The 25635-nt window shown below is 52.7% G+C and carries 27 protein-coding genes; 17 read left to right on the forward strand and 10 right to left on the reverse strand.

What is annotated here, in order from left to right:
* Positions 1–256 precede the first annotated feature (256 nt).
* Entirely contained in the window at positions 257–418 is a 162-nt protein-coding gene (locus tag IAE55_RS29285) for a hypothetical protein (RefSeq protein WP_163878816.1), read from the reverse strand.
* Between the two features lie 137 nt (positions 419–555).
* Between IAE55_RS29285 and IAE55_RS29290 the strand changes: the two genes are divergently transcribed.
* On the forward strand, positions 556–1176 hold the full coding sequence (locus IAE55_RS29290) for an NUDIX hydrolase (protein ID WP_200634606.1): 621 nt from the start codon (positions 556–558) through the stop codon (positions 1174–1176).
* A 30-nt stretch (positions 1177–1206) separates the two neighbouring features.
* Positions 1207–2136 (forward strand): AEC family transporter, encoded by a 930-nt coding sequence (locus tag IAE55_RS29295; protein ID WP_200634607.1) that lies wholly within the window; start codon positions 1207–1209, stop codon positions 2134–2136.
* Positions 2137–2165: 29 nt separating this feature from the next.
* On the opposite strand, the gene IAE55_RS29300 is transcribed toward IAE55_RS29295, so the two are convergent.
* Positions 2166–2438, reverse strand: coding sequence for a SemiSWEET family sugar transporter (locus tag IAE55_RS29300; RefSeq protein WP_145160358.1), 273 nt, complete (start codon positions 2436–2438; stop codon positions 2166–2168).
* A gap of 115 nt (positions 2439–2553) precedes the next feature.
* On the opposite strand from IAE55_RS29300, the gene IAE55_RS29305 reads away from it, so the two are divergent.
* Both IAE55_RS29305 and IAE55_RS29310 read left to right on the forward strand, forming a co-directional pair.
* Positions 2554–2850 carry a DUF6509 family protein gene (locus IAE55_RS29305; protein WP_105445864.1) on the forward strand — a complete coding sequence of 99 codons (297 nt, stop codon included), beginning with the start codon at positions 2554–2556 and terminating at the stop codon, positions 2848–2850.
* A 90-nt stretch (positions 2851–2940) separates the two neighbouring features.
* A complete protein-coding gene (locus tag IAE55_RS29310; RefSeq protein ID WP_145160355.1) occupies positions 2941–3480 on the forward strand; it encodes a hypothetical protein in 540 nt (179 codons plus the stop codon).
* A 172-nt stretch (positions 3481–3652) separates the two neighbouring features.
* Here IAE55_RS29310 and IAE55_RS29315 read toward each other — a convergent pair whose 3' ends face one another.
* Entirely contained in the window at positions 3653–4204 is a 552-nt protein-coding gene (locus IAE55_RS29315) for a hypothetical protein (protein ID WP_200634608.1), read from the reverse strand.
* A 319-nt stretch (positions 4205–4523) separates the two neighbouring features.
* Here IAE55_RS29315 and recQ point away from each other — a divergent pair, with 319 nt between their 5' ends.
* Together recQ and IAE55_RS29325 are read left to right on the forward strand one after the other, a co-directional pair.
* Complete coding sequence (gene recQ, locus IAE55_RS29320) at positions 4524–6380, forward strand: DNA helicase RecQ (RefSeq protein WP_145160351.1); 1857 nt, start codon at positions 4524–4526, stop codon at positions 6378–6380.
* A gap of 18 nt (positions 6381–6398) precedes the next feature.
* Positions 6399–8168, forward strand: coding sequence for a B12-binding domain-containing radical SAM protein (locus tag IAE55_RS29325; RefSeq protein WP_200634609.1), 1770 nt, complete (start codon positions 6399–6401; stop codon positions 8166–8168).
* A gap of 141 nt (positions 8169–8309) precedes the next feature.
* Here the strand turns inward: IAE55_RS29325 and IAE55_RS29330 are convergent, their stop codons facing one another.
* From IAE55_RS29330 to IAE55_RS29345, 4 genes are all read right to left on the reverse strand, one after another.
* Complete coding sequence (locus IAE55_RS29330) at positions 8310–9233, reverse strand: alpha/beta fold hydrolase (protein ID WP_200634610.1); 924 nt, start codon at positions 9231–9233, stop codon at positions 8310–8312.
* A 72-nt stretch (positions 9234–9305) separates the two neighbouring features.
* Positions 9306–10274 (reverse strand): type I phosphomannose isomerase catalytic subunit, encoded by a 969-nt coding sequence (locus IAE55_RS29335; RefSeq protein WP_200634611.1) that lies wholly within the window; start codon positions 10272–10274, stop codon positions 9306–9308.
* Positions 10275–10492: 218 nt separating this feature from the next.
* A complete protein-coding gene (locus IAE55_RS29340) occupies positions 10493–11074 on the reverse strand; it encodes a tRNA (mnm(5)s(2)U34)-methyltransferase (protein WP_192716455.1) in 582 nt (193 codons plus the stop codon).
* Between the two features lies 1 nt (position 11075).
* The gene (locus tag IAE55_RS29345) at positions 11076–12029 is read right to left on the reverse strand and encodes a TIGR01212 family radical SAM protein (RefSeq protein WP_200634612.1); all 954 of its coding nucleotides are present in this window, start codon (positions 12027–12029) and stop codon (positions 11076–11078) included.
* 380 nt (positions 12030–12409) lie between these two features.
* Between IAE55_RS29345 and IAE55_RS29350 the strand changes: the two genes are divergently transcribed.
* Together IAE55_RS29350 and trmB are read left to right on the forward strand one after the other, a co-directional pair.
* Complete coding sequence (locus IAE55_RS29350; protein WP_076173251.1) at positions 12410–12607, forward strand: hypothetical protein; 198 nt, start codon at positions 12410–12412, stop codon at positions 12605–12607.
* 198 nt (positions 12608–12805) lie between these two features.
* On the forward strand, positions 12806–13567 hold the full coding sequence (gene trmB / locus IAE55_RS29355) for a tRNA (guanosine(46)-N7)-methyltransferase TrmB (RefSeq protein ID WP_145025527.1): 762 nt from the start codon (positions 12806–12808) through the stop codon (positions 13565–13567).
* 22 nt (positions 13568–13589) lie between these two features.
* Here trmB and IAE55_RS29360 read toward each other — a convergent pair whose 3' ends face one another.
* Positions 13590–14723 carry an MGDG synthase family glycosyltransferase gene (locus IAE55_RS29360; RefSeq protein ID WP_116232134.1) on the reverse strand — a complete coding sequence of 378 codons (1134 nt, stop codon included), beginning with the start codon at positions 14721–14723 and terminating at the stop codon, positions 13590–13592.
* Positions 14724–14774: 51 nt separating this feature from the next.
* Complete coding sequence (locus tag IAE55_RS29365) at positions 14775–15302, reverse strand: phosphatase PAP2 family protein (protein WP_200634613.1); 528 nt, start codon at positions 15300–15302, stop codon at positions 14775–14777.
* Between the two features lie 806 nt (positions 15303–16108).
* Between IAE55_RS29365 and IAE55_RS29370 the strand changes: the two genes are divergently transcribed.
* The 9 genes from IAE55_RS29370 to IAE55_RS29410 all read left to right on the forward strand — a co-directional run bounded on the left by IAE55_RS29370 (position 16109) and on the right by IAE55_RS29410 (position 24617).
* Entirely contained in the window at positions 16109–17347 is a 1239-nt protein-coding gene (locus IAE55_RS29370; protein ID WP_105445856.1) for a glycosyltransferase family 2 protein, read from the forward strand.
* A 270-nt stretch (positions 17348–17617) separates the two neighbouring features.
* Complete coding sequence (gene infC / locus IAE55_RS29375) at positions 17618–18115, forward strand: translation initiation factor IF-3 (protein WP_076173246.1); 498 nt, start codon at positions 17618–17620, stop codon at positions 18113–18115.
* An 18-nt stretch (positions 18116–18133) separates the two neighbouring features.
* Positions 18134–18334, forward strand: coding sequence for a 50S ribosomal protein L35 (gene rpmI, locus IAE55_RS29380; RefSeq protein WP_076173245.1), 201 nt, complete (start codon positions 18134–18136; stop codon positions 18332–18334).
* Positions 18335–18364: 30 nt separating this feature from the next.
* Positions 18365–18724, forward strand: a complete 360-nt coding sequence (gene rplT, locus IAE55_RS29385) for a 50S ribosomal protein L20 (RefSeq protein ID WP_094595540.1) — start codon at positions 18365–18367, stop codon at positions 18722–18724.
* 575 nt (positions 18725–19299) lie between these two features.
* The gene (locus tag IAE55_RS29390) at positions 19300–20337 is read left to right on the forward strand and encodes a BMP family ABC transporter substrate-binding protein (protein WP_105445855.1); all 1038 of its coding nucleotides are present in this window, start codon (positions 19300–19302) and stop codon (positions 20335–20337) included.
* A 127-nt stretch (positions 20338–20464) separates the two neighbouring features.
* The gene (locus IAE55_RS29395) at positions 20465–22000 is read left to right on the forward strand and encodes an ABC transporter ATP-binding protein (protein WP_152400760.1); all 1536 of its coding nucleotides are present in this window, start codon (positions 20465–20467) and stop codon (positions 21998–22000) included.
* A complete protein-coding gene (locus IAE55_RS29400; protein ID WP_076173241.1) occupies positions 22000–23079 on the forward strand; it encodes an ABC transporter permease in 1080 nt (359 codons plus the stop codon). Before IAE55_RS29395 ends, IAE55_RS29400 begins: the two co-directional genes overlap by 1 nt.
* On the forward strand, positions 23080–24042 hold the full coding sequence (locus IAE55_RS29405) for an ABC transporter permease (RefSeq protein ID WP_145160338.1): 963 nt from the start codon (positions 23080–23082) through the stop codon (positions 24040–24042).
* A 245-nt stretch (positions 24043–24287) separates the two neighbouring features.
* Positions 24288–24617, forward strand: coding sequence for a hypothetical protein (locus IAE55_RS29410; RefSeq protein ID WP_105445853.1), 330 nt, complete (start codon positions 24288–24290; stop codon positions 24615–24617).
* Positions 24618–24672: 55 nt separating this feature from the next.
* On the opposite strand, the gene IAE55_RS29415 is transcribed toward IAE55_RS29410, so the two are convergent.
* Complete coding sequence (locus IAE55_RS29415) at positions 24673–25119, reverse strand: GNAT family N-acetyltransferase (RefSeq protein ID WP_105445852.1); 447 nt, start codon at positions 25117–25119, stop codon at positions 24673–24675.
* Between the last annotated feature and the right edge of the window lie 516 nt (positions 25120–25635).

Raw genomic sequence — 25635 nt, forward strand, 5'->3', positions numbered from 1 at the left:
GAACGTATACAACGAAACGGACTGCCTGCAGGCAGTCCGTTTTTTCGTGCGTGTGAGGAGAGGCACGCCTGTCCATGACCCGCCGGTGGGAAAATTGGCTGAAGACGCAGCGTGACCAACACAAATAAAGCAGAAGCACCCTCTGGGGCACCCCTGCTGTAATATCAAATACGCTCAAGGTATACTTTTGGAAAATATGTTCAGATTCCCCCAAAGGCATGGTACTATCAAAATACGCGCCCCGCGGTCTTCTATGTTAACAGGACAATGGATGGATCGATGTATTGTTGAGGCGTTCGAGCTTGCGGATAATTTCCTTCTGCCACCGGGTGTCTTGCAGCTGCTTCGCCAGGTTTAAAAGGTCAAGATAATCGTCAACCCGCAAGGAAGCGTATTTTTGATCAGGGGCTTTCACCATGGTCGTCGACTCCTTATGATATGTTAATGAATGATAACTTGAGATCATTGTATCACACATTCATTCTCAATGATAATCTTTCTCACTAATTTTTGTGAAAAAAATGTTGAATTCGATTCAGAGGAGGAGACCTGCCGATGAACAAACCGTTGAAATGGCTGGAGTGGGCTAAACAGATTCAAGCCGTTGCCCAGACAGGATTGGCATACTCGAGGGACGTATATGACCTGGGACGCTTTGAACAGCTTCGGGCACTGAGCGTAGAGATTATGCGCGAGTACACCAATGTTGAGACCGAACTGTTGACGGCACTTTTTGCCGGGGAAGACGGATACGCCACACCGAAGGTGGATGTGCGAGGGGTGATTTTTCAAGAAAATCAAATTTTGCTTGTCCGCGAAAAGGCCGAAGGGGAATGGTCGCTCCCAGGCGGTTGGGCGGATATCGGGCTGTCGCCTTCCGAAATTGCCGTGAAGGAAGTACGGGAGGAGTCCGGATTTGTGGTTACACCGACCCGGCTCCTGGCCGTGCTCGACAACCTGAAGCATAATCCGCCGGGCCCGTATCATGTGTATAAAATATTCATCGCCTGCGAAATCACCGGCGGCGAAGCGGCTGAGGGGGTAGAGACGAGCGGCGTTCAGTTTTTTGCAGAGGACGACCTTCCCGCCCTGTCGCAAATCCGTAATACGGATGAGCAGATCAGGCTGATGTTTGAATTGAAGCGGCATCCGGAGAAGGCCCCCGTCTGGGATTAAACTTAGCACAAAGACAGGAAAGGATTACATATGCTGCAGACGTTTGTGACTACAGTGTACCAGGTGTTCCTCCCGATATCGCTGCCGGTGATCGGAGGGGCGCTGATCAAGCATTTTAAGCCGATCGATACCAAGCCGATCTCCACGCTGTCCCTGTACCTGCTGAGTCCGGCTCTTATTTTCGAAACGCTGATTGGGGCCGACATCAGCTACGGTGAGATTACGGATACGGTTCTGTTCACGGTCTTTAATATGCTGCTGCTGTGGGGGATTGCCGTAGGGATTGGAAAAGCGTGGTCGCTCCCGGCCGCCGAACGGTCAGGCCTCACGCTGACGGCGCTGTTTACGAACTGCGTCAATTATGGTCTGCCGCTAGTGCTGCTGGCCTTTGGGCAAGCGGGGCTGGATAAGGCATCAGTGTACGTTATTCTACAGATCATCATCGTCAATACGCTGGGCGTGTATTTTGCCGCACGTTCGCAGTTTTCCGTAAAGCAGTCGGCGCTGTCGATCTTCAAATTGCCGTCGATCTACGCGGCTGTGCTTGCCGTGATTTGCCGGACAGCGCATGTGGAGCTGCCGCAGGAGCTGAATCAAGGAATATCGATGATTTCGGGCGCGTATTCCTCGGTGGCTCTGTTTATTTTGGGGGCGCAGATGGTCAGTGTCAGGAGCGGGAAGACAGCTTATACGGCAGCGATGAACAAAGCCTTCTACGCCGGTTTGGCGATGCGCGTGGTGATCTCGCCGGTGGCGTCCGCGCTGCTATTATACCTGCTCGGCATTCAGGGCGTATTGTTTAACGTTATGCTGGTGCTCAGTTCCATGCCGGCCGCAGTTAACGCGGTCATATTGGCCGAGCAGTTTGATGCGGCACCCAAAGTTGTGACCCGGTGCATATTATGGACGACGCTCGCTTCCTTTGTATTGCTGCCGCTGATGATCGGATGGCTGGGTTGATGGGGCAGAAAGTATGCGTTAGTGTTGCGCTACGGCCGCTTGCGGTATTTTAAAATGCAGCCGATCATAATCAGCATCAGTACCAGCGACAGCGTATTGGTGATCAGGAACGGAATGCCGACACCGCCCTGCGCGATATGAATCGCATAGACCTCCATCAGGCCGATGCCGGCTACGAGCGAACCAAACGTTTTTAGGCTCAGATCCGCGACCGACTTGGTCCGGATGACCTGAATAATTTGCGGAATCCAGCCGAACGCCAAAATAAATCCGCCGATAAGCTGCATGACTGCATAAATCATGGCTAACGCCTCCCTTTATGAGGCTATTATATGCCCGGCGGGCTCGTGTCCGTGAATGGACCGGGACAGGTCTGGTACAATAAAGAATAGGATGGATGAATGAAAGGATGACAACATGCTGACGATAACCGAATACGAAGCGGAGAAGGTCAAGGACCCGTTCCGCATTTTGCAGGGAACCCGCTATGAATTCAAGCTCGACATCGAGGTGCCTGATGACGATGAGCTTTATACGGAGAATGGGCTATATGTCCGGGTCATTTACAAGGTCGACGAAGACCAATCCGCGATCGTGAAATACGAAATTTATGAAAAAACGACGGGGCAGTACCTCGATTTTGACCTGGAGGAGGACGAAGTGGAGCTGCTCGAAAACTTCTGCCGGGACCACCTGGACGAGGTCGACGAATAGCTCTTCGAACCTCCGCAAACTGGAGTGGAGTGATCACGTCATCCGCTGCCGGGTACATTACATATAGGATGAATCTGGGGAGTGATGAGGATGAAGCATACGGTACAGACTGTTCCCTACGGGTACGAGCCTCCGGTGCAGAAGCGTAAGGGGACGCTCATTTATTACGATACGTTTGAAGAGACTGATGAAGAAGGTCTGAATGAAGCGGAGTCGTTGGCCGGCGTGCTGTCCTTTTCCAAGCTGGTGCTGTATCCGCTGCATGAGGAGACGGTGCGGAGAATGACCAAGGAACCGGTCAGCCCGTATTACAAACGGGAAAAACGGCTGGAAGCCTGGAGGTCTGAAGGACACGGGAAGACGGTCATCGAGAACTGGGAGGGACGCCGGAAAAAATACACGCCGGTGGAAGCCGCCCTTCGCCATCTGACGGAGAAATATCCTGCGCCGCATTTTCTGCTGTTGACGCCGGATATGGCGAATCGGTTTGCCAGCTACAGTACCTTTGGGGAGTGGATCGTCAAGCTGAGGCTGCTGCTGACGGAGGAGCCGGAGGCGGTGCATCCGAAGCTTGAGCAGTACAGCCACCGCTGGGATACCGCTCAAGGAGCAGTCTCGAAGCAGCGCTGACCTGATAAGCTGTGCCGGATCGGTTCGATGTTTAACGAACTTTTCACGAGGCGCAGCTCCACAAAAGCTGAATACCGCCGCTAAGCGGCAGTCCGCCGGTGCATATGGACCCATCGATCATGGGAGGCGCCTGGCGGGCTGCCGACTTTTTTCGGCCATGAACAAGCGTCCCTTAGTCATAACCGCCTTCAGCTGCCGGCAAGGCCTGATAGGCCTCTTTGGCGTTTACGATGGATTGAATGAAATTTCTTAATTCCAACAACGCGATTGCATCGTCAGACAGTTCGCAATTCCGGTCCGTCCACGAGAATGACTCCGTTTTACCATCGACGGTTACCGTCCACTCATCTTCATTGCTTGGCGACATGGAGCAGTTTTGGCTTTTCGTGAATTTCTTTGGTGCCATGATGTGGATTTCTCTCATTTTGCCGTAAATCTCCCGCATTTCATTGGGGGTAAACTTGAGATGAGCTGTTGCCGTACCTTTCGTAATTAAATCTTTCGTTACGGTCCCTTGAAAGGTGTTTATCTCATTTTTAGTGACATCGCCATAACCAAAACGGACAACGAAATTAAAATCATCCGGCATGTCTGCAGGCATACCAGCCTCCTGATTTGCCATCTCTGATGACGGTGCAGCGCTACCTTTATCCAAATCAGAATCCTGAGAGCACCCGGCCAGGAACGTCATAGCGATAAGCAGAGATAACCATCCTCTTTTCATTGCACTCCCTCCCCATGTATCTTTTATGACGAGAACCGGTCGGCAAGAGTTGCATCCCATGTTCCGCTTAAGCTGCAACCATCGCTGGCACATTCTGTTTTACCAACAAGAAGTGCACTCCCTGCACGGGCAGAATCCCTTCACCACGGTTGCTCATTCCCGGAAACCCCGGTAAACTTATAATTGGACTGAATCAAGTCATTCTCGAAAGTCATCAAGTATCTATTCCCTAAAATCAAAGGTTGAGTTTAAAAATGTGGCGCAGCCTTGAAAGCTGCATGGGCCGCCACTGAATTTGCATCGTTAGGAGTTCTTATTTATGAGTGTGGAGACCCCTTCTTTGGAACGGGCACAGGAAATGCTGCAAAAATATTACGGCTATCCCGACTTCCGGGAGGGCCAGAAACATATCGTATCCAGCCTCCTGAAGCATCAGGATACGCTGGGCATTATGCCGACGGGCGGGGGCAAGTCGATCTGTTACCAGATTCCGGCGCTGTTGCTGCCGGGCCTGACCTTGGTCGTATCGCCGCTGATCTCCCTGATGAAGGATCAGGTCGATGCGCTGACGGCGATGGGCATCGCCGCTGCATACATCAACAGTACGCTCACCGGCAAGGAAGTGAACGAGCGGATCCGCGCGGCCAAGCGGGGGGAGCTGAAGCTCCTGTACGTGGCGCCGGAGCGGCTTGAGCTCGACTGGTTCCGCGACGAAATGGCCCAGCTGGAAATTTCCTGCGTGGCCGTCGACGAGGCCCACTGCGTGTCGCAGTGGGGGCATGACTTCCGGACGAGCTACCTGTCGGTAGCTCCGTTCGTGGAAGGGCTGCCTGAGCGGCCTATCCTGGCAGCGTTCACCGCGACGGCTACCCCGGAAGTGACCGAAGACATGGTCCGTCTGCTGAGGCTCCAGGAGCCGGAAGTGTTCGTCACCGGGCTTGGCCGGGACAATCTGGCCATGTCGGTGCTGCGCGGGGAGAACAAGCGCGATTTTGTCATGAGCTACGCCGAGGCGCATAACAGCCAGCCGGGAATTATTTACGCGGCGACGCGCAAGGACGTAGACGATTTGTACCAGCGTCTGAGCAGTGTAGGCTTGGCCGCAGGCCGCTATCATGCGGGGATGAGCGATGAAGAGCGGGCCGCCAGCCAGGAGGCATTTCTGTACGACGACATCCGGGTGATGGTTGCCACCAACGCGTTCGGAATGGGCATTGACAAGTCCAACGTCCGGTACGTCATTCACTACAACATGCCGAAAAACATGGAGGCTTACGTCCAGGAGGCCGGACGCGCCGGCCGGGACGGCGAGCCGAGCCAATGTATTCTGCTGTTCAGCCCGCAGGATATTATTACGCAGAAGTTTCTGATCGAGCAGAACCCGCAGGAAACGGACCGCAAATCGAACGAATACCGTAAGCTTCAGCAAATGGTCGATTACTGTTATACGACCCGCTGCCTGCGCAGCGCGATGTTGGACTATTTCGGCGAGTCTCATGAAGACAAGCCCTGCGGGATCTGCAGCTCCTGTACGGATGATCGCGAGCTGGTCGATATGACGGTCGATGCGCAGAAAATTTTCTCCTGCGTCCACCGGATGCGCGAACGCTTTGGCGTATCGCTGGTGGCGGCGGTGCTGAAGGGATCGAAGAATAAAAAGGTGCTGCAGTACGGCTTTGACAGCCTGTCCACTTACGGGACGATGGCGAACCGGACGGAGAAGGAAATTTCCGAGATCATTAACGTGCTCGCCTCGGAAGGGTACCTGGCGCTTTCGGAAGGCCAGTACCCCGTGCTGCGGCTGCAGCCGCTGGCGGCCGAAGTGCTGAAGGGCCAGCGGCAGGTGCTGCAGCGCACCGCGCGCCCGGCAGCGGCGCAAACGGGCGGCCGAAGCTCCCGCAGCCGCGACGTCTCGCCGTCGGCGGTCAACGAGACCGTGTTCGAGCAGCTGCGCCTGATCCGCCGCGAGCTTGCGGGCAAGGAGCATGTGCCGTCGTATATTATTTTCAACGATGCGACGCTGCGCGAGATGAGCGTGGTATGCCCGCAGACCGAAGATGAAATGCTGAATATTAAAGGCGTCGGCGAGGTGAAGTTCCGGAAGTACGGCAGACCGTTTCTTGATTTTTTCCAAAATCAGAGCGATGATGCCTACGCCGGCGGATATGATGAATAAGAAGAAGGTCGTGAACCGATGAAAGTCCTGTTATCCACCCTGAATGCCAAATACATCCATACCTGCCTGGCCATCCGCCTGCTCAAGGCATACAGCCAGCATGAATTTGATATCGAGCTGGCCGAGTATACGATCAAAGACCCGGTCATGAACATCGTGTCCGACCTGTTTCAACGGAAACCCGACGTCATCGGGTTCTCCTGCTATATTTGGAATATCGAAGAGACGCTGAAAGTGATCGAGATCGTGAAGAAGGTCATGCCGGAAGTCACGATCGTGCTCGGCGGACCGGAAGTTTCCTATGACACCCAGTATTGGATGGAGCGGATGCCAGCGGTCGATTTTATCGTCATGGGCGACGGCGAAGAGACCTTCCACCATTTGCTGCAAGTGATCGAAGGAGACCGCAAGTTCCATTTTGTCTATGGCGTTGCTTACCGGAAGGGCGATGAAGTGATCATCAACCCGCCGCGGCCGAAGAGCGACCTCAATACGCTGCCCACGCCGCACCGTTTTCCCGAGGATATCCCGAATTTGGGGAAGCGAATCGTCTACTTCGAGACGAGCCGCGGTTGTCCGTTCCAATGCCAGTTCTGCCTTTCCAGCATCGAGAACGGCGTCCGGTATTACGACATCGAACGGGTGAAGTCCGATATTACGTATTTGATCGACCACGGCGCGAAGATCATCAAGTTTCTGGACCGCACGTTTAACATTAACCATCAGTATGCGCTGGAGATGTTTGATTTTCTCATTAAAAATAACCGCGGTTGCGTGTTCCAGTTCGAAATTACGGCGGACATCATGCGTCCCGAAGTGCTGCAATATCTTGCCGACAACGCGCCGCCGGGGATTTTTCGGTTCGAAATCGGCGTACAGTCAACGAACGATCCGACCAACGTTATCGTCAAGCGGCGGCAAAATTTCGAGAAGCTGTCCCGGACCGTCAGCATTATTAAAAACAGCGGCAAAATCGACCAGCATTTGGATCTGATCGCCGGGCTGCCGGAAGAGGATTATGAAACGTTCCGCAAGACGTTTAACGACGTGTTCGCCCTGGGACCGGAAGAGCTGCAGCTTGGTTTTCTGAAAATGCTGCGGGGCACCGGCCTGCGCCGCGATGCCGGCAAGTACGATTATACGTACATGGATCAGGCGCCTTACGAAATTCTTGGCAGCCATAAGCTGCCATTTGCCGACATCGTCCGGCTTAAGCGGCTGGAGGATGTGCTTGAGAAATACTGGAACGCGCACCGGATGGATCATACGCTGAACTATCTCATGACCCATGAATTTCCGTCACCGTTCGACTTCTTCCAGGAATTCGGCGACTATTGGGAAGGGCAGGGCTGGCAGAAGATCGGCCATCAGCTTGAGGACCTGTTCACGCGTCTGGCCGCTTTCCTGAAGCAGCGGGAGACGAAGCGCATGGATGTGATTCTGGGGCTGATGAAGCTGGATTACTTCCTGAACCATAAGTACAAGCCGCGTAAAATATGGTGGGAGCAGCCGCTCGCCAAGGACGATTGGAGCAGCCTGATGCGAAAGGTTACGGAGCATCCGGAGCTCGTCTCGGGGAACTTCGCTTCCCTGGGCTTGTCCGAACGGGAGCTGCAAAAGCATGCAGTGCTTGAAGTGCTGCCGTTTGCGCTGGATAAGCTGCTGGACGGCAGAGACGACGGAGCGGAAGCTTCCGGGGGGATGGTGCTGATCGTGCTGTACCAGCAGGACGAGAGCGAGCTGCCTGTGTTCTACACGATGAAGCTGCAGCCGGCGGAGTTGCTGTAATTGAACGCGTTAAGATCGGCAAATTTTGAGCGTCGATAATATGCAAGAAAAAGCCGCTACACGGGGTTATGACCACCGTGCAGCGGCTTTTGTTCATCAGGCCTGAACCTGCGGGTATTTCTTCGAAGTAGAGGAAGGGCACTACACATGCCGCTCCAGCCAATCGAGCAGCTCGGTCATGACCTCGTCCCGGTTCATCTCGTTCAGCATTTCATGGCGTCCGTTCGGGTACAGCCTGCATTCCACGTCCTTGATGCTGATGCTGCGATAAATGTCCTCCAGCCGCCTGACGCCCTTGCCTTGTTCCCCGACCGGATCGAGTTCCCCGCTGAAGAGGTACACCGGCTTATCCCGGGGAATGCCGTCATAGCTGCCGGGATTTTGAATATCCTGCAGCAGGCTGAAGAAGTCGTAGAAGAATGAAGTCGTGCAAATGGCTCCGCAGTACGGATCTTCAATGTATTTATCGACTTCCTTCGGATCCCGGGAGAGCCAGTCAAACCGCGTCCGGGTCGGGGCAAAGCTGCGGTTGTAGCTGCCGAAGACCATTGCGTTCAGCAGGATGCTGCGGTGCGACTCCCCCTGGAGTGCTCCCTGCAGCCTGGCGACCGCTTTGCCGGCGTTCAGCATGCTCCGCGGCCCGTTCGTGCCGGACAGAATAAAGCCGGTATACGGTCCGCCGTCCGTCTCCATCACCCGCTGCACGAGGAACGACCCCATGCTGTGCCCCATCAAAAAATGGGGAATATCCGGGTGCCGGTCACGAACGATGCCGCCGAGCTGCTGAATGTCCTGGAGCATATGCCGGAAGCCGTCCTTGCCGGTATGGCCGAGCCGCTCCACACTGCCGGCGGTCAGGCCGTGCCCGCGCTGGTCGTGGGCGTATACGGCATAGCGGAACCGCGTCAGCAGCGCGGCGAGCCGTTTGTAGCGTTCGGCCGTTTCGCACATGCCGTGGGTGATCTGCAGGACGGCCTTCACTCCAGCCGGCTCGTCGGGAAGCCAGGCATAGACATGGATCTGCGTGCCCAGCGGATCCGTCATCGTAAACGTTTGTTCCCGCAATGGAGGTCACTCCTTCATTCTTTCGTGAATGACAGATGAATCAGAAGAAATCCCCCGTGCCTCATATCAGGCTTAAGGCAGGTAGGAACGGAGAACGGTAGCATTTCCTTTTAGCTCATATTGACCGAGATTAGCCGGTAGCAGGAAGCATTGGCCGGCTTTGTAGTCCTGCGAGCCACCGTCCCAGGCGATGGAGCCGCTGCCGTCGCATACGACCAAGATGGTGAAGCTGTCCGGCGTGGTGGAGAGGCTCCAGGATCCGTCCACAATTCCCTTTTCCACGATGAAATAAGGGGACTTCGCCAGCTGCAGCCATTCGCCCGCAGCGCTGCCGGCGGTCTTCATCGTTGTGGCTCCGGATCCATCGTAGGCGATGACGTTCAGCGAATCTTCAATGTGCAGCTCGCGCGGCTTGCCGTCCAATCCCGGACGGTTGTAGTCGTAGAGGCGGTATGTCGTATCGGAGTTCTGCTGGATTTCAGCTACGACAACACCGGCGCACAGCGCATGCACCGTGCCGGCAGGGATGTAGAACGTGTCTCCGGCTTCGACGGAAACTTCCTGCAGGCTGTCCATGACGGTTCCGTTCTCGAGCGCTTCCTTCATCGCCTCGCGTGTAACGCCTTCCTTAAGGCCGTAGATGATTTTGGCGTCCGGCTTGGCGTCCAGCACGTACCACATTTCCGTCTTGCCGAGCTCGCCTTTCGGCAGCCCCTCATAGTCGTCGGTCGGATGCACTTGGACCGACAGGTCGTCATTGCAGTCCAGCAGCTTGATCAGGAGCGGGAAGCGGCCGTTTTTCTCGGAAAATCCCTTGGTGCCGAACCACTCCTTGCCGAATTGTTCGCGGACCTGGTCCAGGCCTTGGCCTTTCAGCTCCCCGTTAATCACGGAAGTCGTGCCGTTCGGATGATCGGCGATCATCCAGCCCTCGCCGATATGTCCTTCTGGAATCTGCAGCCCGAACTGTTCGAGCGCCCGGCCTCCCCATACGCGTTCTTTAAACTCCGGCTGAAATAATAATGGATAAGGTTGTGTCATGTCTTCATCGTTCCTTTCTTGGGTTCGTGTGATCGCTTGGGATAAACCGCTACTATGTAAAACAATACCTTGGGCCGGGCTGATCTACTTGGACCGGAATCAATCCGGATGAAGAGGGCGGCCGGGCCCCGGGCACAACGGTTTCAAAGTGTTTCAGTATGCCGCGCCTCCCAGTGAGGCGGAAGCTCGCGGCACGAGCCGCATCAGCGGCCAGCGCGCTATTTTTTCTCCAGCGCAATGACATAAGGGGCATCCGTGCGCTGCAGCTGCCTGTATATGACGGCTTGGGCCGACGACTGCGGCAGGGCGGTGGCCCAAGCCGTTACCGTCTGAGCCTCCAGATCGCCGCCGGCATGGCCCGGATACAGCACGGCCGTCATAATGCCCCGCCGTCTCAGCAGGGACAAGCCGGCTTCCAGCGCTTCAATCGTGCTGTCCGGCGTGGTGATGACGGCTTTGTCCGCCTCCTCGGCAGGCAGGTAGCCGAGGTTGAACATCACCGCCCCGACCCGGCCGTGCACGCCTTCCGGCAGCGCCTCCCGCATCGCGGCATGGCTCTGCAGGTACAGCGTCACCGGAGCGATCCGCTCCGGTGCTTCCTGCGCCAGCCGCTGCCGGGTCAGGGTCAGCGCCTGCTCCTGCACGTCAAAGCCGTAGACGTGCCCCTTGGGACCGACCGTCTTGGCCAGAAAGAGCGTATCGGCCCCTGTACCGATCGTGGCATCCACGGCAATATCCCCGGGACTCAGACGCTCGGCGATTTGTTTGTGGGCAAAGCTAAGAACGGAAAGAAACCCCATGCTATACTTTCCTCCAATACTTACCCTGCCAACTGTCCCGTGCCTCAAGCTCGGCGTCGATGCCGTTCAGCACTTCCCATTTCTCCTGAGACCACATTGGGCCGATCAGCAGTTTCCGCGGGGCGTCGCCCGTCAGGCGGTGAACGATCATTTCGGGCGGCAGAAATTCAAGCGTGTCCGCGACCAGCTTAATATATTCATCCTGTTCCAGGAAGCGGAGCAGATCCGCTTCATACTGCCTGACCATCGGCGTACCCTTCATCAGGTGAAGCAGATGGATTTTGATGCCTTGAACGTCCATGTTCGCCACGGCGCGCCCGGTCTCCAGCATCATTTCGTGGGTTTCCTGCGGGAGGCCGTAAATGATATGCGCGCATACCCGGATGCCATGCCTCCGCAGCTTCTCCACGGCGTCGATGAAGCACTGGGTGTCATGCGCACGGTTGATCAGATCGGATGTCTCCTGGTGAATGGTCTGCAGCCCCATTTCGACCCACAGATAGGTCCGCTCGTTCAGCTCGGCCAAATACTCGATCACATCGTCCGGCAGGCAGTCCGGCCGCGTGGCGATCGATAAGCCAACAACGCCCGGCTGTTCTAAAATGACTTCATAGTACTCGCGCAGCACATCGACGGGGGCGTACGTGTTGGTATAGGCCTGGAAATAACCGATATATCGGGCGCTCGGCCACTTCTCATGCTGTTTATCCCGGATGCTGTTAAACTGGGTGATCAGGTCGTCGCGCCGGCTGCCGGCAAAATCGCCCGAGCCCCGGGCGCTGCAGAAGGTGCAGCCGCCCCTTGCGATTGAACCGTCGCGGTTGGGGCAGGTGAATCCGGCATCCAGCATGACCTTGAACACTTTATCGTTAAACTGTTCCCGCATCTCGTAATTCCACGTATGGAATCTTTTATCGCCCCACAGCAGGGGAGAAGAAAGGGTTGGGCTGTTCATGGATGGTACTCCTTTATTGTGCATTGCGGCTTACGCTTGCTCTATTGTAACAAAAATCAGGCCTAAAGGGTATGAGCAGGCCCGGGGGAAACGCTGAGACTTACGGGCTTTTCTCCCCTTGGATTTTGAGCCGTTATTTAATATAAAGGTTCTCCATGAATCGGGGCGAAATACCCGGATATTTCAAGTTCATAGACTGCAAAAAAATGTTTCAAAAACAGCGCCGCTATGCCGCTAATCAGGCGAATATTCCATTGATAAAACTTACATGAAGTGTTATATTTTAATTAGCGTCAGCACCCCGTTTTCGGGGTAAATATTTTATAGAATTCATAAAAGCGTGACGTCATGGCCAACATATTAACCGTGAGGTGATAATGATGAATTCTTCAACTGCTGAGACACAAGGTAAAGGCAAGATTTCTGTAGAGCTGACTCCTGATGAGGCGCTTGCCCTGACAGGCGTAGAGTTTAACGGCAATCCGGAAGTGAAAGCGGCTGCCCGTCGCAAAATTCGCAACGCCTTCGAAAAGACATTTGATTTTCAGCATCAAGATGCGGTAGACTATCAACAATGAAACCGTTGGACCCCAATTCCAAATAGATAATGGAAAAGAATTCCGAATTCCTCGTGTTCGCATGAGAGAGACCGGGATTCTTTTTCTTTTGGGGCGAGTCAAGCTTTCCCTCTTTACATTTCGGATTAAGTTCGGCACAATATTGCAGTAGCCGCAAGTGCCGCGGCAGGACGGAAGTATAACTAGCGGAGGTATGAGATGCGTTTACGCGGAAGAAAAGGAATCCGAGAAAGTCTGGAAGAACAGCAGGGCTTCGTCGTTCTGGACCCCCGGTCGTATAAAGGAAAATGGTCATCGCTCTTTGGCAACGACCGGCCGATCTACGTGGAGTTTGGCATGGGCAAAGGACAGTTTATCAGCCAGATGAGCTATCGCAACCCGGACATTAATTTTATAGGCATCGATATGTATGATGAACTCATTCGCCGGGCCAGCGAGAAAGCCAAGCTCGCCTGGGCCGAACGGGAGGTCGAATATCCGCCGAATCTGCGGCTGGCGCTGGCCAATGTCGAATATGCGGAGGAAGTGTTTGCGCCGGGAGAACTCGAGCGGATTTTCCTGAATTTCAGCGATCCTTGGCCGAAGGCCAGACATGCCCGCCGCCGTTTGACACATCCCCGTTTCCTCGACAAATACTGCGGTCTGCTCAACGATAACGGTGAAATTCATCTGAAGACCGACTCGCAGACGCTGTTTGAATTTTCGCTGAATTCCTTTGCGGATTACGGTCTGCAGATGACGAATATCTCGCTGAATCTGCACCGCGAGGGACCAAACGAAGAGCATGTCATGACCGAGTATGAGACTAAATTTGTGGGCCAGGGCATCAACATTCACCGCTGTGAGGTGATTGTGGGCAAGGAAGCGCTTAGCCGGTATCAGAAACAGCGGCTGGACAAATACGGGCTGCGGCCGGACAAGCCGGGGCAGCCGGAAGAGGTCTCCATCGAGCGACCATAGATACGAAATAAGGTGCCTTCCCTCAGGAAGGCACCTTATTTGATTCCAGCATGTCGATGATGCTCTGGGCGCTTTGCATCGGCCGGTAGCGGTCAATGCTCTTCAGCTGCTCTTCGCGGCGCTGCTGGATCGAATCGTATTCGTGAATCAATTTGTTCATCCACTTCGTGATGACCTCCAGAGAGGATATCGGCTCTCCAAGGCCCTGGGCGGTGAAGTACTGGCAGTTCTCTTCTTCCTGTCCGGGGAGCGGGTGATGGAAGAGCATTGGGATGCCCTTGGCCAAACCTTCCGTACAGGTCATGCCGCCAGGCTTCGTCACGAGCAGATCAGAAACTTCCATCAGCTTATCGACCTCGGGGGTAAACCCGATCAGCCGGATGTTGGGATGGTTGTAGCTCGGATCCTGTTCGAGCTTGCGTAGGACCTTCTCGTTGTTGCCGAGGCAGAACACGATTTGAATCTGGTCCCTCCAGCGGGTCAGGTAATTGTTGATGACTTCGTCATTCATAATGCCCCAGCCGCCGCCCATGACCATCACCGTGGGCATGTTCTTCAGCCCGAACTTCTCCCGGATCTCTTCCTTGACCGGATGCTCCCAGAAGTTCGGATGCACCGGAATACCGGTGACCTCGATTTTGGATGCGGCAACGCCCTGCTCCAGCATTTTCGATTTCACTTCCTGGGTGGAGACCAGGTAGCGGTCCACTTCCGGGCTGATCCAGGTGCCGTGGGCATCGTAATCCGTAATAACCGTGCACAGCGGAATGTTCGAACCGAGCCGTTTCAAGCGGGAAATGACCGCGCTTGGAATCGGATGCGTGCAGACGACGATGTCGGGCCGCAGCTGATTGACGATATTTTTGGTATGTGTATAAAAAATGCGGTGAAGCGCTAATGTCGTAAACCGGTTCAGTGACTTTTTATACTGGTGCCTGTACATCATTCCAACCAGCCTCGGCTGCGAAAGAACGGTTTTCTTGTAGGCGGTAATAATGAGCGGTGCGACCTTGGGATTCAGGAAGCTTCCGAGCTCAAGCACTTTGGTTTGCACACTCGGCGACAGCTTGCGCAGACTGCTTGAGAGTGCGTAAGCAGCTCGAGTATGTCCCGCACCGAAGCCTTCAGATAATAACAATACTCTTTTTTTCATCACTCTCAATTCACCTGTTCCTGCATGTTTTTCCTTATACCCACCATATCGACTTTAGGGCCACAATGCAACTGTTGCTGTAGCTACGGAAGTACCAATTACAGCTCCCGCAAGCACATCGGATGGGTAATGAAGTCCCAAATACATCCGGGAAAATCCGACCACGAGGCTTAAAGCCAAAAAAAGCGCGGTCCACTCAGGATGCCCGATCATCATAGGAACTGCCAAGGAAAATGCTGCCGTCGTATGCCCGGATGGAAACGAATGGTCCACCAGCGGCTTGCGAAAGGTGCGGGTTCCCGGCAGGGCGAGATGCGGCCTGACACGGGGATACATTTTCTTGGCTGCCGCCACCGGAATGTGGCTGATGGCCAGAGCGACGGCGGCCTGGGCGCCTTGGGTGCTCCATGACGGCGGGGCCAGGCCCCAGCACAGGAGGCAGGCGCAGATCGTAAACGTAGCCCCTCCGAGATGCGTCAAATAATACAGCCAAAAATTGAAAAAACGATTATGAAGACGTCCGTTGATCCATTGGAAAAGACGCCGGTCCCATAATTGAAGTTTCTTGAACAAACGTCTCATTCCATCCCTCCGTGTACAGCCAATCTTCTATGAAATAATGGCAGATCATGGACAACTCATGCGATGTTTTTCTAAATTTTATCATATTTCCGAAGGGAGCAGAAACTATAACTTCGTAAGTCCCCTTCTTATAATATATAACCCAATACCGGGTCGTTATTTGACACCACCCGTGAACTTTGTCGGGAATCGGCCGATCTTGTCCAAAGCCATTTTTCGCGGAATAATGGGGCCCGGCAAGGAATTGGCCAACTTTGACTTCCCCCGGAGGAACCTTTACAATGATTCAAACGGGTGCAATCCGTTTATTAAGAATTGATGTTTAAAGTATAACTTTTCTTGGCTTTATCTCGTTTATTTATAAAGTATGCCGATAATCATGGAAACTGATGACTAAAAAAAGGGGGGACCTGAGAAATAAAAACCCGGAAAAGAGATGAAAATAAGAACTAACAGTCATGAATAGGAGCCCGTAAGGGGCTGAACCGTCAGGAAACCGCCTCATTACCGTTTTTTTAGACGATTACGAGGTTTTACGGTTTTGACAAATGACTGAAAAGTGTGGAAAATCGATAGGGTCATCCGAAGCGTTAACAAAACGTAAAAGAATGTAAAAGGTCAAAAGGGTCATAAAGAATTAGAAAAGGGTAACGGCTTTACCGTAATCTATATAGAATGAACTAAAGAAGTGAACATTACAGGGCCGTATTGGACCGTTATAACAGGAAGTTCAACAAACTTTAGTTCAATCTATCTACAGAGAGAAACATGATTATGAGGGGTAAAAAAGGGGGGTTCTGAGAGTCATGTTAGACGCCATTTTTATCGCGCTCCAGGTTTTGCTGGCCGCGATCGGTGTGTACCAGTTTGTATTTTCCGTTTTGGGACTGTACAGGAAAAAGAGGAAGCAGCATTTTGAACCGACCAAGTCCTTCGCCGTGCTCGTTGCAGCGCACAATGAAGAGCAGGTCGTCGGGGCTCTGATGGAGAACTTGAAGCAGCTGAATTATCCGAAGGAGCTGTACGACGTGTTTGTCATCTGTGACAACTGCACGGACGGTACGGCACGTATCGTGCGCGAGCATGGCATGAATGCCTGCGTACGCACCAACAACAACCTTCGCGGCAAGGGCTACGCCATCGAGTGGATGCTGAAGGAATTGTGGGCCATGCCCCGCCAGTATGATGCGGTCGTCATGTTTGACGCCGACAACCTGGCAGATACAAATTTCTTGAGAGAAATGAACGACGATTTGTGCTCCGGCGCACGCGTCATTCAAGGATACATCGACACCAAGAATCCCGAGGATTCCTGGATTACGGCTGCTTACGGGATTTCGTATTGGTACATCAACCGTCTGTGGCAGCTGTCGCGCCATAACATGAACATGGCCAACTTCCTCGGCGGTACAGGGATGTGTTTTGAAACCAACCTGCTGAAGGAAATGGGCTGGGGGGCCACCAGCTTGGTTGAAGACTTGGAGTTTACGATGCGCAGCGTGAAGCGCGGCGTCTATCCAAAATTCAACTACGACGCCAAGGTGTTCGACGAGAAGCCGCTGACGTTCAAGGCTTCCGCAAGACAGCGCCTGCGCTGGATGCAGGGACACTTTACGGTGGCACGCCGCTATTTCTTCCCGCTGATCTGGCAAAGTATCAAGGAACGCAGCATCGTCAAGCTGGATTTGGCGCTGTACGGGGCGAACGTATACATCGTTCTCTTGACATTCCTGATGACGGCCACGATCTGGGTGGACAATACGTTCTTCGATGGTCCGAACATCGCCAACCTCTACGGCTATCTGCCGTTATGGCTGAGCTTTGTGGCGATCGGTGCCAACGTATTTACGTTCCTGGCTGCGATGATTTTGGAGAAGGTCACCTTCAAAAAGGTCTATTTGTACCTGGTGCTCTTCCCGATCTATCTGATCTCCTGGTATCCAATCACGTTCTATGCGTTCTTCACGCAGAACAACAAGCAGTGGAGCCATACCCAGCATACCCGCGTGGTAAGACTGGAAGAGGTGCAGAGCAAGCAGGGGTAAACGCATGGAAGCGGGTTGACATTGCCCGGGCCCTGTGTTAAATTATTTGAGTGCTTTAAATACGAAATGGATTCAAAGCAGAAGCTCCAGCTTCTCACCTGACCGACGAAGGTTGGCGGGTTACTGATCCAATGATTTGTGAATGCGATATTTCATGAAGAGTTGATCATAGGGATGCTGGGTGCTGATACCCGCATCCCTTTTTATTTTGCTTCTGCACACAGAAATACCTATTAGATCTGGAGGTGGACGGTTATCAGTAAGGAACATATGATCAATGAGGAGATCCGGGCGAAGGAAGTTCGCTTGGTAGGCGCTGAAGGCGAACAGATTGGCATCAAGCCCCTTCGTGAGGCTCTGCAGATGGCAGCGGATTTGAATCTGGATTTGGTGAATGTGGCGCCGCAGGCGAAGCCGCCGGTGTGCCGCATCATGGATTACGGCAAGTTCCGCTACGAGCAGCAGAAGAAAGAGAAGGAAGCCCGGAAGAATCAGAAAATCGTTGATATTAAAGAAGTATGGTTCCGAGCAAACATTGATGAGCACGACTACCAGACTAAGCTCCGCAATGTCGTCAAGTTCCTGAAGGAAGGCGACAAGGTCAAATGCTCTGTTCGTTTCCGCGGACGCGAAATCGCGCATGCGAGCATCGGCCAGAAGATTCTGGAGCGTGTAAGGGAAGAAGTTGCCGAGCACTCCAGCGTTGAGCGTCAGCCGAAGCTGGAAGGACGCAGCATGATTATGATTTTGGCTCCAAAAGCCCAATGATCCTGAGGAGGAAGTACAATGCCTAAAATGAAAACACACAGCAGCCTTAAAGGCCGCTTCAAAGTTACCGGTTCCGGTAAAGTGACTCGCTACAAAGCTTACAGAAACCATTTGCTTTCCCACAAGTCCAAGCGCGCTAAACGCGTATTGGCAGGCAACCCAGAAATGGCGCCGGGGGACGTAAGACGCTTGAAACAAGGCTTGGCGAACTTGAAATAGTTAATCACACATTTTTGGGAGGTTTATATTATGGCAAGAGTAAAAGGCGGATTCGTCGTTCGTCGTAGACATAAAAAAGTATTGAAACTTGCAAAGGGTTATTTCGGTTCCAAACACCGCATTTTTAAAACAGCTAACGAGCAGGTTATGAAATCCCTCGTGTACGCATACCGTGACCGTCGTCAGACGAAACGGAACTTCCGCAGATTGTGGATCGTGCGTATCAACGCTGCAGCCCGCATGAACGGACTGTCTTACAACAAACTGATGCATGGTCTGAAACTGGCTGGCGTGGACATCAACCGCAAAATGCTGGCTGACCTGGCCGTTAACGACATCAACGCGTTCAACTCGATCGCATCGGTTGCCAAAGAGAAAGTCAACGCGTAATATATTTGTAATGCATATTAAAACCGCCCTAACCGGCGGTTTTTTTAAGATATAAGAAAGAAAATACATCAGAGACTAAACTACCTTATATCGCAAGAAAGACCTCCGCTAAAAGCGGTCTGGCTTCATAGAACGTACACCGATAGACGTGTTTCTTTAGATATAAGAGTAATATCCCCCAACAAGAAAAAGCCCCGCTTGCTAACATAAATCAGAACCTAGAGTCGCTGGTGCCGGGTGCCGCACTCATGAATGGGTATGAATGTTAATTTCACGCATCTTTTTCATTCGAGAATCGACATCAGGTGAGCTTATGGACAGCTACTCTTCCATGGAAATAACAGGCTGTGTGATTTATGGCAAAATAAAGCGTTTTCCCTTGATTTTTCACTAAAAAAGTTTTATTTTCTGACGTAAATTTGCTGGATTTTGGCGTAGGTAAAATGTATAATCTGTTCTGTGGAATGTCCGACATTTGAACAAGCCTTCACAAGCAATTAATTGACCATAGATCAATTGCTGAAGGGCGAAGACAGGTGAAAGGATATAATTCATTCTAGGGGGACTATAAGTTAATGAAGAAAATGTTCAAATTGTCGCTGATTATGCTGCTTGCATTTTCAGTTGTACTGGCCGGCTGCGGTAAAAAGAACGAAGATACGAGCAGCTCGTCCGGCGGCAGCGAAGAAGGCGGCGCAGCAAAATCTAGCGTGAAGGTCGGTCTCGTGACTGACGTGGGCGGGGTTAACGACAAATCTTTTAACCAATCCGCTTGGGAAGCATTGGAAGCATTGAAGAAGGACAAAGGGATCGAAGCCCAGTATCTGCAAAGTAAGTCCAAAGAAGATTATGTTCCGAACCTGAACAAATATGTCAAAGGCAAATACGACCTCACTTGGGGGATCGGTTTTGACCTTGGCGTTGATATGAAAACGGTAGCCGATCAAAATCCGGATGCCAAAATGGCCATTATCGATGCTGAAGTCGATGCGCCTAACGTTCATTCCGTTACGTTTGCGGAGAACGAAGGGGCATTCCTCGTGGGTGTAGTAGCAGGCTCCATGACAAAAACGAACAAAATCGGTTTTGTCGGCGGTTCCGAAATTCCGGTTATCAAACGCTTTGAAGCCGGCTTTAAAGCTGGCGTTGCCGCAGCGAATCCGGATGCGAAAGTGATCATCAACTACACCGGCGCATTTGACAAGCCTGACCAAGGTAAAGCGGCTGCAGCCACGATGTACAACGATGGCGTGGACATTATTTTCCATGCTTCCGGTGCAACAGGTACAGGCGTGTTTAACGAAGCCATTGCCCGCAACAAAGCAGGCCAAAAAGTATGGGTTATCGGGGTAGATAAAGACCAATCCCTGGAATTTGGCGACGAAGTAACGCTGACATCTATGGTTAAAGGCGTAACGACAGCTGTAGACAAAGTAACAAGAGAAGTCATCGACGGCACCTTCAAAGGCGGTCATGAGACACTTGGCCTGAAAGAAAACGGCGTAGGTCTGGCCGACACTTCAAGCAAAAACGTTCCTGAAGACGTTCTGAAAAAAGTGGATGAATTCAAGAAAAAAATTATCGACGGCGAGATCAAAGTTCCTGAAGAATAATTCCATAACGATAGTTTGAACTGATATAATTCATGTGTACCAAACGGCAAGGCTGGTTATTATGACTAGCCTTGTCTTACGTTATGGCCCAAACAGAGGCCGCAAAATATGTGATAAGGGTGATCTCATGGATGCAGCGACCCCTGTCGTTGAGTTGAAGCAAATTACCAAACGCTTTCCCGGCATCGTTGCCAACGACTCCATCAGCTTGAAGCTGCACAAGGGCGAAATTCATGCACTGCTCGGTGAGAATGGTGCGGGGAAGTCGACCTTGATGAATATTGTGTTTGGCTTGTACCAGCCTGATGAAGGCAGTATCGAAGTGAACGGCAAGCCCGTCATTATTGACAGCCCTAATAAAGCGATTGAGCTGGGCATCGGCATGGTGCATCAGCATTTTAAATTGGTTCAGCCGTTTACGGTAACCGAAAATATCGTACTGGGGATGGAGCCCAAAATTGCCGGGGTGCATCTGAACTACAGAGCATCGGTTGCCAAGATCAAGGCCCTCTCCGACCAGTATGGTTTGAGGGTTAATCCGCATGCCAAAATTCACGACATTTCGGTTGGCATGCAGCAGCGCGTCGAGATCTTGAAGACGCTTTACCGCGGCGCTGACATTCTTATTTTCGATGAGCCGACAGCCGTGCTTACACCGCAGGAAATCGGCGAGCTCATGGGAATTATGAAGCGGCTGGTCGCCGAAGGCAAATCGATTATTTTGATTACGCACAAGCTCAAGGAAATTATGCAAATTTCCGACACGGTGACGATCATCCGGCGGGGGAAAGTCATCGACACCTTGAAGACGTCCCTGACGAATCCGAACGAGCTTGCCGAGAAAATGGTGGGCCGCAGCGTCTCCTTTAAGGTGGACAAGCAGCCGTCTGTACCGAAGCAAACCGTGCTTAATGTAAAAAATCTGGTGTCCAAAAACAAAGAGGGGATTCCCGTTCTGAACGGGCTTGATCTTGAGGTACGTGCAGGGGAAATTCTCGGCATCGCCGGCGTTGACGGGAACGGGCAGAGCGAGCTGATCGAAGCGCTGACGGGCCTGAGCAAGGTTGACAGCGGCCTGATCGAAATCAACGGCAAAGATATTACCAACAAACCACCGCGATTCATTTCGGAAAGCGGAGTGTCGCATATTCCGGAGGACCGTCATAAACACGGTCTTGTCCTTGATTTTTCCATGAGTGAAAATATGGTGCTGGAAACGTATTATAAAGCCCCTTACAACAAAGGCGGCTTCTTGAACAAAAGCGCCATTGACGACCAGGCGAAACGCCTGATCGAGCAATTTGACGTCAGAACGCCGAGCATTGAGACGAAGGCTCGTGCTTTATCCGGCGGTAATCAGCAGAAGGCGATTATAGCCCGGGAAATAGATAAAGATCCGGATCTGCTCATCGCAGCGCAGCCGACGCGGGGACTTGACGTCGGTGCGATCGAGTTTGTGCAGAAGCAGCTTGTTGCGCAGCGGGACAAGGGGAAAGCCGTGCTGCTGATCTCCTTCGAGCTGGACGAGATCATTAACGTGTCCGACCGGATTGCGGTTATTTACGAAGGACAGATCGTCGGCGAAGTGCGGCCGGAAGACACGAATGACCAGGAGCTGGGTCTGATGATGGCGGGCAGCAAGGTTGCGGGAGGTAAGGCCTAATGAATAAATTATTTAAAATTTTCACCGTCAACAGCCTGTTGACGCCTCTCGTATCGATTGTGCTTGGACTCATCGTAGGGGCCATCATTATGCTGATCGGGGGGTACGATCCGATTCTGGCGTACAGTTCCCTGTTCAGCACCGTATTTGGAAACCTGTACGATTTCGGGGAAACGATCCGCGAAATTACGCCGCTAATTATGACCGGTCTTGCTGTCGCATTTGCGTTCCGGGCAGGCCTGTTCAACATCGGGGCGGAAGGGCAGTACATCGTCGGCATGACCGCCGCGACAGCGGTCGGGATCAAGCTGACCGGGCTGCCGATCGTTCTGCATGCCATCGTCGCGATCATCGCCGGCGGATTGGCCGGCGGGATCTGGGCGGGCATTACCGGCTATCTCAAGGCCAAACGGGGCGTGAACGAAGTTATTATTTCGATTATGCTGAACTGGACCGGCCTTTATTTGAGTAACTATATCGTGAGAAACTTCCTGCTTCTCAAGGGCCAGCAGCGCTCTGAGGACATCCAGGATACGGCGTCGATTTCGATCGGCTGGTTGTCCGACATGTTCAGCGATGCGCGTATGCACTGGGGAACCGTCATTGCGATTCTAGCAGCTGTGTTTTTCTATGTGTTCATGTGGAAGAGCAAGCAGGGGTATGAGCTGCGGGCCGTAGGACATAACGGGGATGCCGCGAAATATGCGGGCATGAACGTGAAGAGCAATATCGTGAAAGCCATGTTCATCAGCGGTATTTTCGCCGGATTGGGCGGTGCCTTTCAGGTGCTTGGCGTATTCCATTACCAGGCGATCTTCACGGGGTCTCCTGGCGTCGGCTTTGATGGAATCGCGGTGGCGCTGATCGGCATGAACCATCCGTTCGGCATTCTGCTGTCCGCCGCTTTGTTCGGTACGCTGACTTACGGCTCCGCGGGCATGAGCTTTGGCGCGGACGTTCCGCCGGAAATCATCCGGATCGTTATCGGATCCATCATATTCTTTATTGCTGCACAAGGCATTGTGCGCTGGGTTCTGAAGCCCTTCTATCTGAAGCGCAAGAAAGAGAAGGTGTTGTAAATGGATTGGATCACAACAATTGGCCAGCTGCTGAATACGACGCTCGTTTTTTCGACAGCGCTCATCTTTGCTGCCATGGGCGGCATCTTCTCTGAACGCTCCGGAGTAACGAACATCGGGATTGAGGGCTTGATGACCTTTGGTGCGTTTGCGGCCGGCGTCGCTTCCTATTACGCGGAAGATGCAGGCATGGGGGCGGCTTCCCCTTATATCGGCATGCTCGCTGCGATCGTGATCGGGCTAGTCGCTTCGCTGATACACGCCGTCGCCTCGATCACCTTTAAGGCGGATCAGGTGATCAGCGGCGTCGTGATCAACTTCCTGGCAACTGGAAGCACGCTGTATATGGTCAAGCTGATGTTTGAAGGCGCGGGAGAAACTCCACTGCTGATGGAGAGTCTCCAGAAGTGGAAGATTCCTTTCCTTTCCAAAATTCCGATTGTCGGGGAAGGCATATTCAGCAATTACCCGACAACATATCTGGCTATTATTGTCGTTATCGTTGCTTCGTATATCCTGTACAAAACCTCCTTTGGCCTTCGTCTGCGCGCGGTCGGAGAGCATCCAAGCGCCGCCGACACGGTCGGCGTCAAAGTGCGCCGGATGCGGTATATCGGGGTGATGATCAGCGGTGCTTTGGCTGCGCTCGGCGGAGCCACGGTTACGCTCACGACGACGAGCACGTTTTCGCATAATACGATTTCAGGCCAAGGTTTTATCGCGATCGCTGCGATGATTTTCGGGAAATGGAATCCGCTCGGTGCGTTCGGGGCAGCTGTATTTTTCGGCTTCTCCCAGGCCATCGGAAACTACTTCCAGCTCTTTGATTGGGCGCATGACATTCCACAGGAATTTATTTACATGCTCCCGTACGTACTGACTGTTATCGTTCTGGTGGCGGCCGTGGGACGCTCGTCTGCGCCGGCTGCGCTGGGGGAACCGTACGATCCGGGAAAAAGATAATGATCGAACCGCAAAAGGCTGCATTCCATTCAACTGGAGTGCAGCTTTTTTGATTAAGCAGCGAGCTTGGCAGGGCGGCATGACATGTTATACAGCAGCGGATTCCTCCCGACAGGAGTACATGCTTCCATTGCTTGCGCCAGCGATGCCTGCTTCACCTATCTTCCCGGGAACCGGGCTATGGAACAAGCGCCGTGCGGGGCATTCGAATAGATTGATGTGAAGACTATTGGAGGAGGGATTATATGCAACAGTCTGTGACTCGTAAACACGCCCAGAAGTTTGTTGGTAAACATATTGTGGCTGCCAAAAAAGACGGAAGCCTGGTGACCGGAAAATTGCTGCGCATCTCGGGCAACCGTCTGATTCTGCAGCGGAATAAAGGGAAAAAGGTTCACACCAAAGCGATCATTCCGCTTGTCTTGTTTGATCTGCTGGCGATTGGAACCGCCCCTTACGCCTACGGCCCTTATGGCGGATTCGGCGGAGTTCCTTATGGCGGCTTCGGCCCTGGATACGGCCCTGGTTTCGGCCCGGCCGGATATCCGAAACCTTACGGCGGTGGATTCTGGTAAACCGTTATAATCGGCACGCATGTTAAAAGGGTTGTAGGATATTTCCACCGCGATGCTAGGAAAGCCGCTTTTCCAATTCGTGGCACTGGTTTTTGGCGTGGTACTTGATATTGAAATATCCTAACTTTTGGTAGAATATCATCCCATTTGCATTCCCGGAATCAACCATGACTTTCGACCGTTTGCACCCGCGTGACAACGCAAATCTTTCCGCATGGGCCATCAAGAGGTTGCCCCATCTTTTGCGCTGTGATTCGGGTGCGACGGCTAACATATCGATATAGAGCAGATCGCCGTGAAGCATAAAGTGGACAAATCCTACCGGATCCCCTTCGTAGTAGGGGGAAGCGATGAGGGTCACGCCGCGGTTCATGCGCCCGGGAAGATCCTTTCGCACCTGCTCCAATTGGCTTTTGGTCATATGGGACAGCGGGACAAGCTGGGTCTCGATTAAATGCATGATGACAGCATCGTCCTGCTTGGGTCTGCGGTATCTAATCATAGAGTCTGTCCTCCGTTCTGCTGCCCAATTCATCCATGAGCGACATACGTCATCATATGAAAATAGGGGTGGGCGGTGTGCCGAAAGTTCCCGGGAAAATGGAGGACAAAAGCAGACATGTATTTTTTTATCCGAATCTGGGTATTGACTATAGAATCGATGGGTCATATAATGTGTCTAAACATTTTATCGAGTATACAGTCATCGGCAATGAAGAGGACGAAGTTTAAAGGGCTCTTTTGAACAGAGAGTGAGAGGATCTGCTGCAACCTCCGCCAAAACCCCTTTTATACGAGCTCACCTCGGAGCTGTTCTCCTGAAAAGCGCTAAAGCCTATTAGGGAGAATCGTCAGGTCCACGTTACGGACTCAAGGTATGGAAACGGATGAGCCATCGATGATGAGCACCGTTCCTGATTTTCTATACCTGCTGAGGCTGTGCACTGTGAAGTGCGGAGCAAATATGGGTGGTACCACGGAAGAACAACCTTTCGTCCCTCACACAAGAGCATTGTGT

It is taken from the genome of Paenibacillus sp. S28 (assembly GCF_016624415.1).
Taxonomy (GTDB): domain Bacteria; phylum Bacillota; class Bacilli; order Paenibacillales; family Paenibacillaceae; genus Paenibacillus_AQ; species Paenibacillus_AQ favisporus.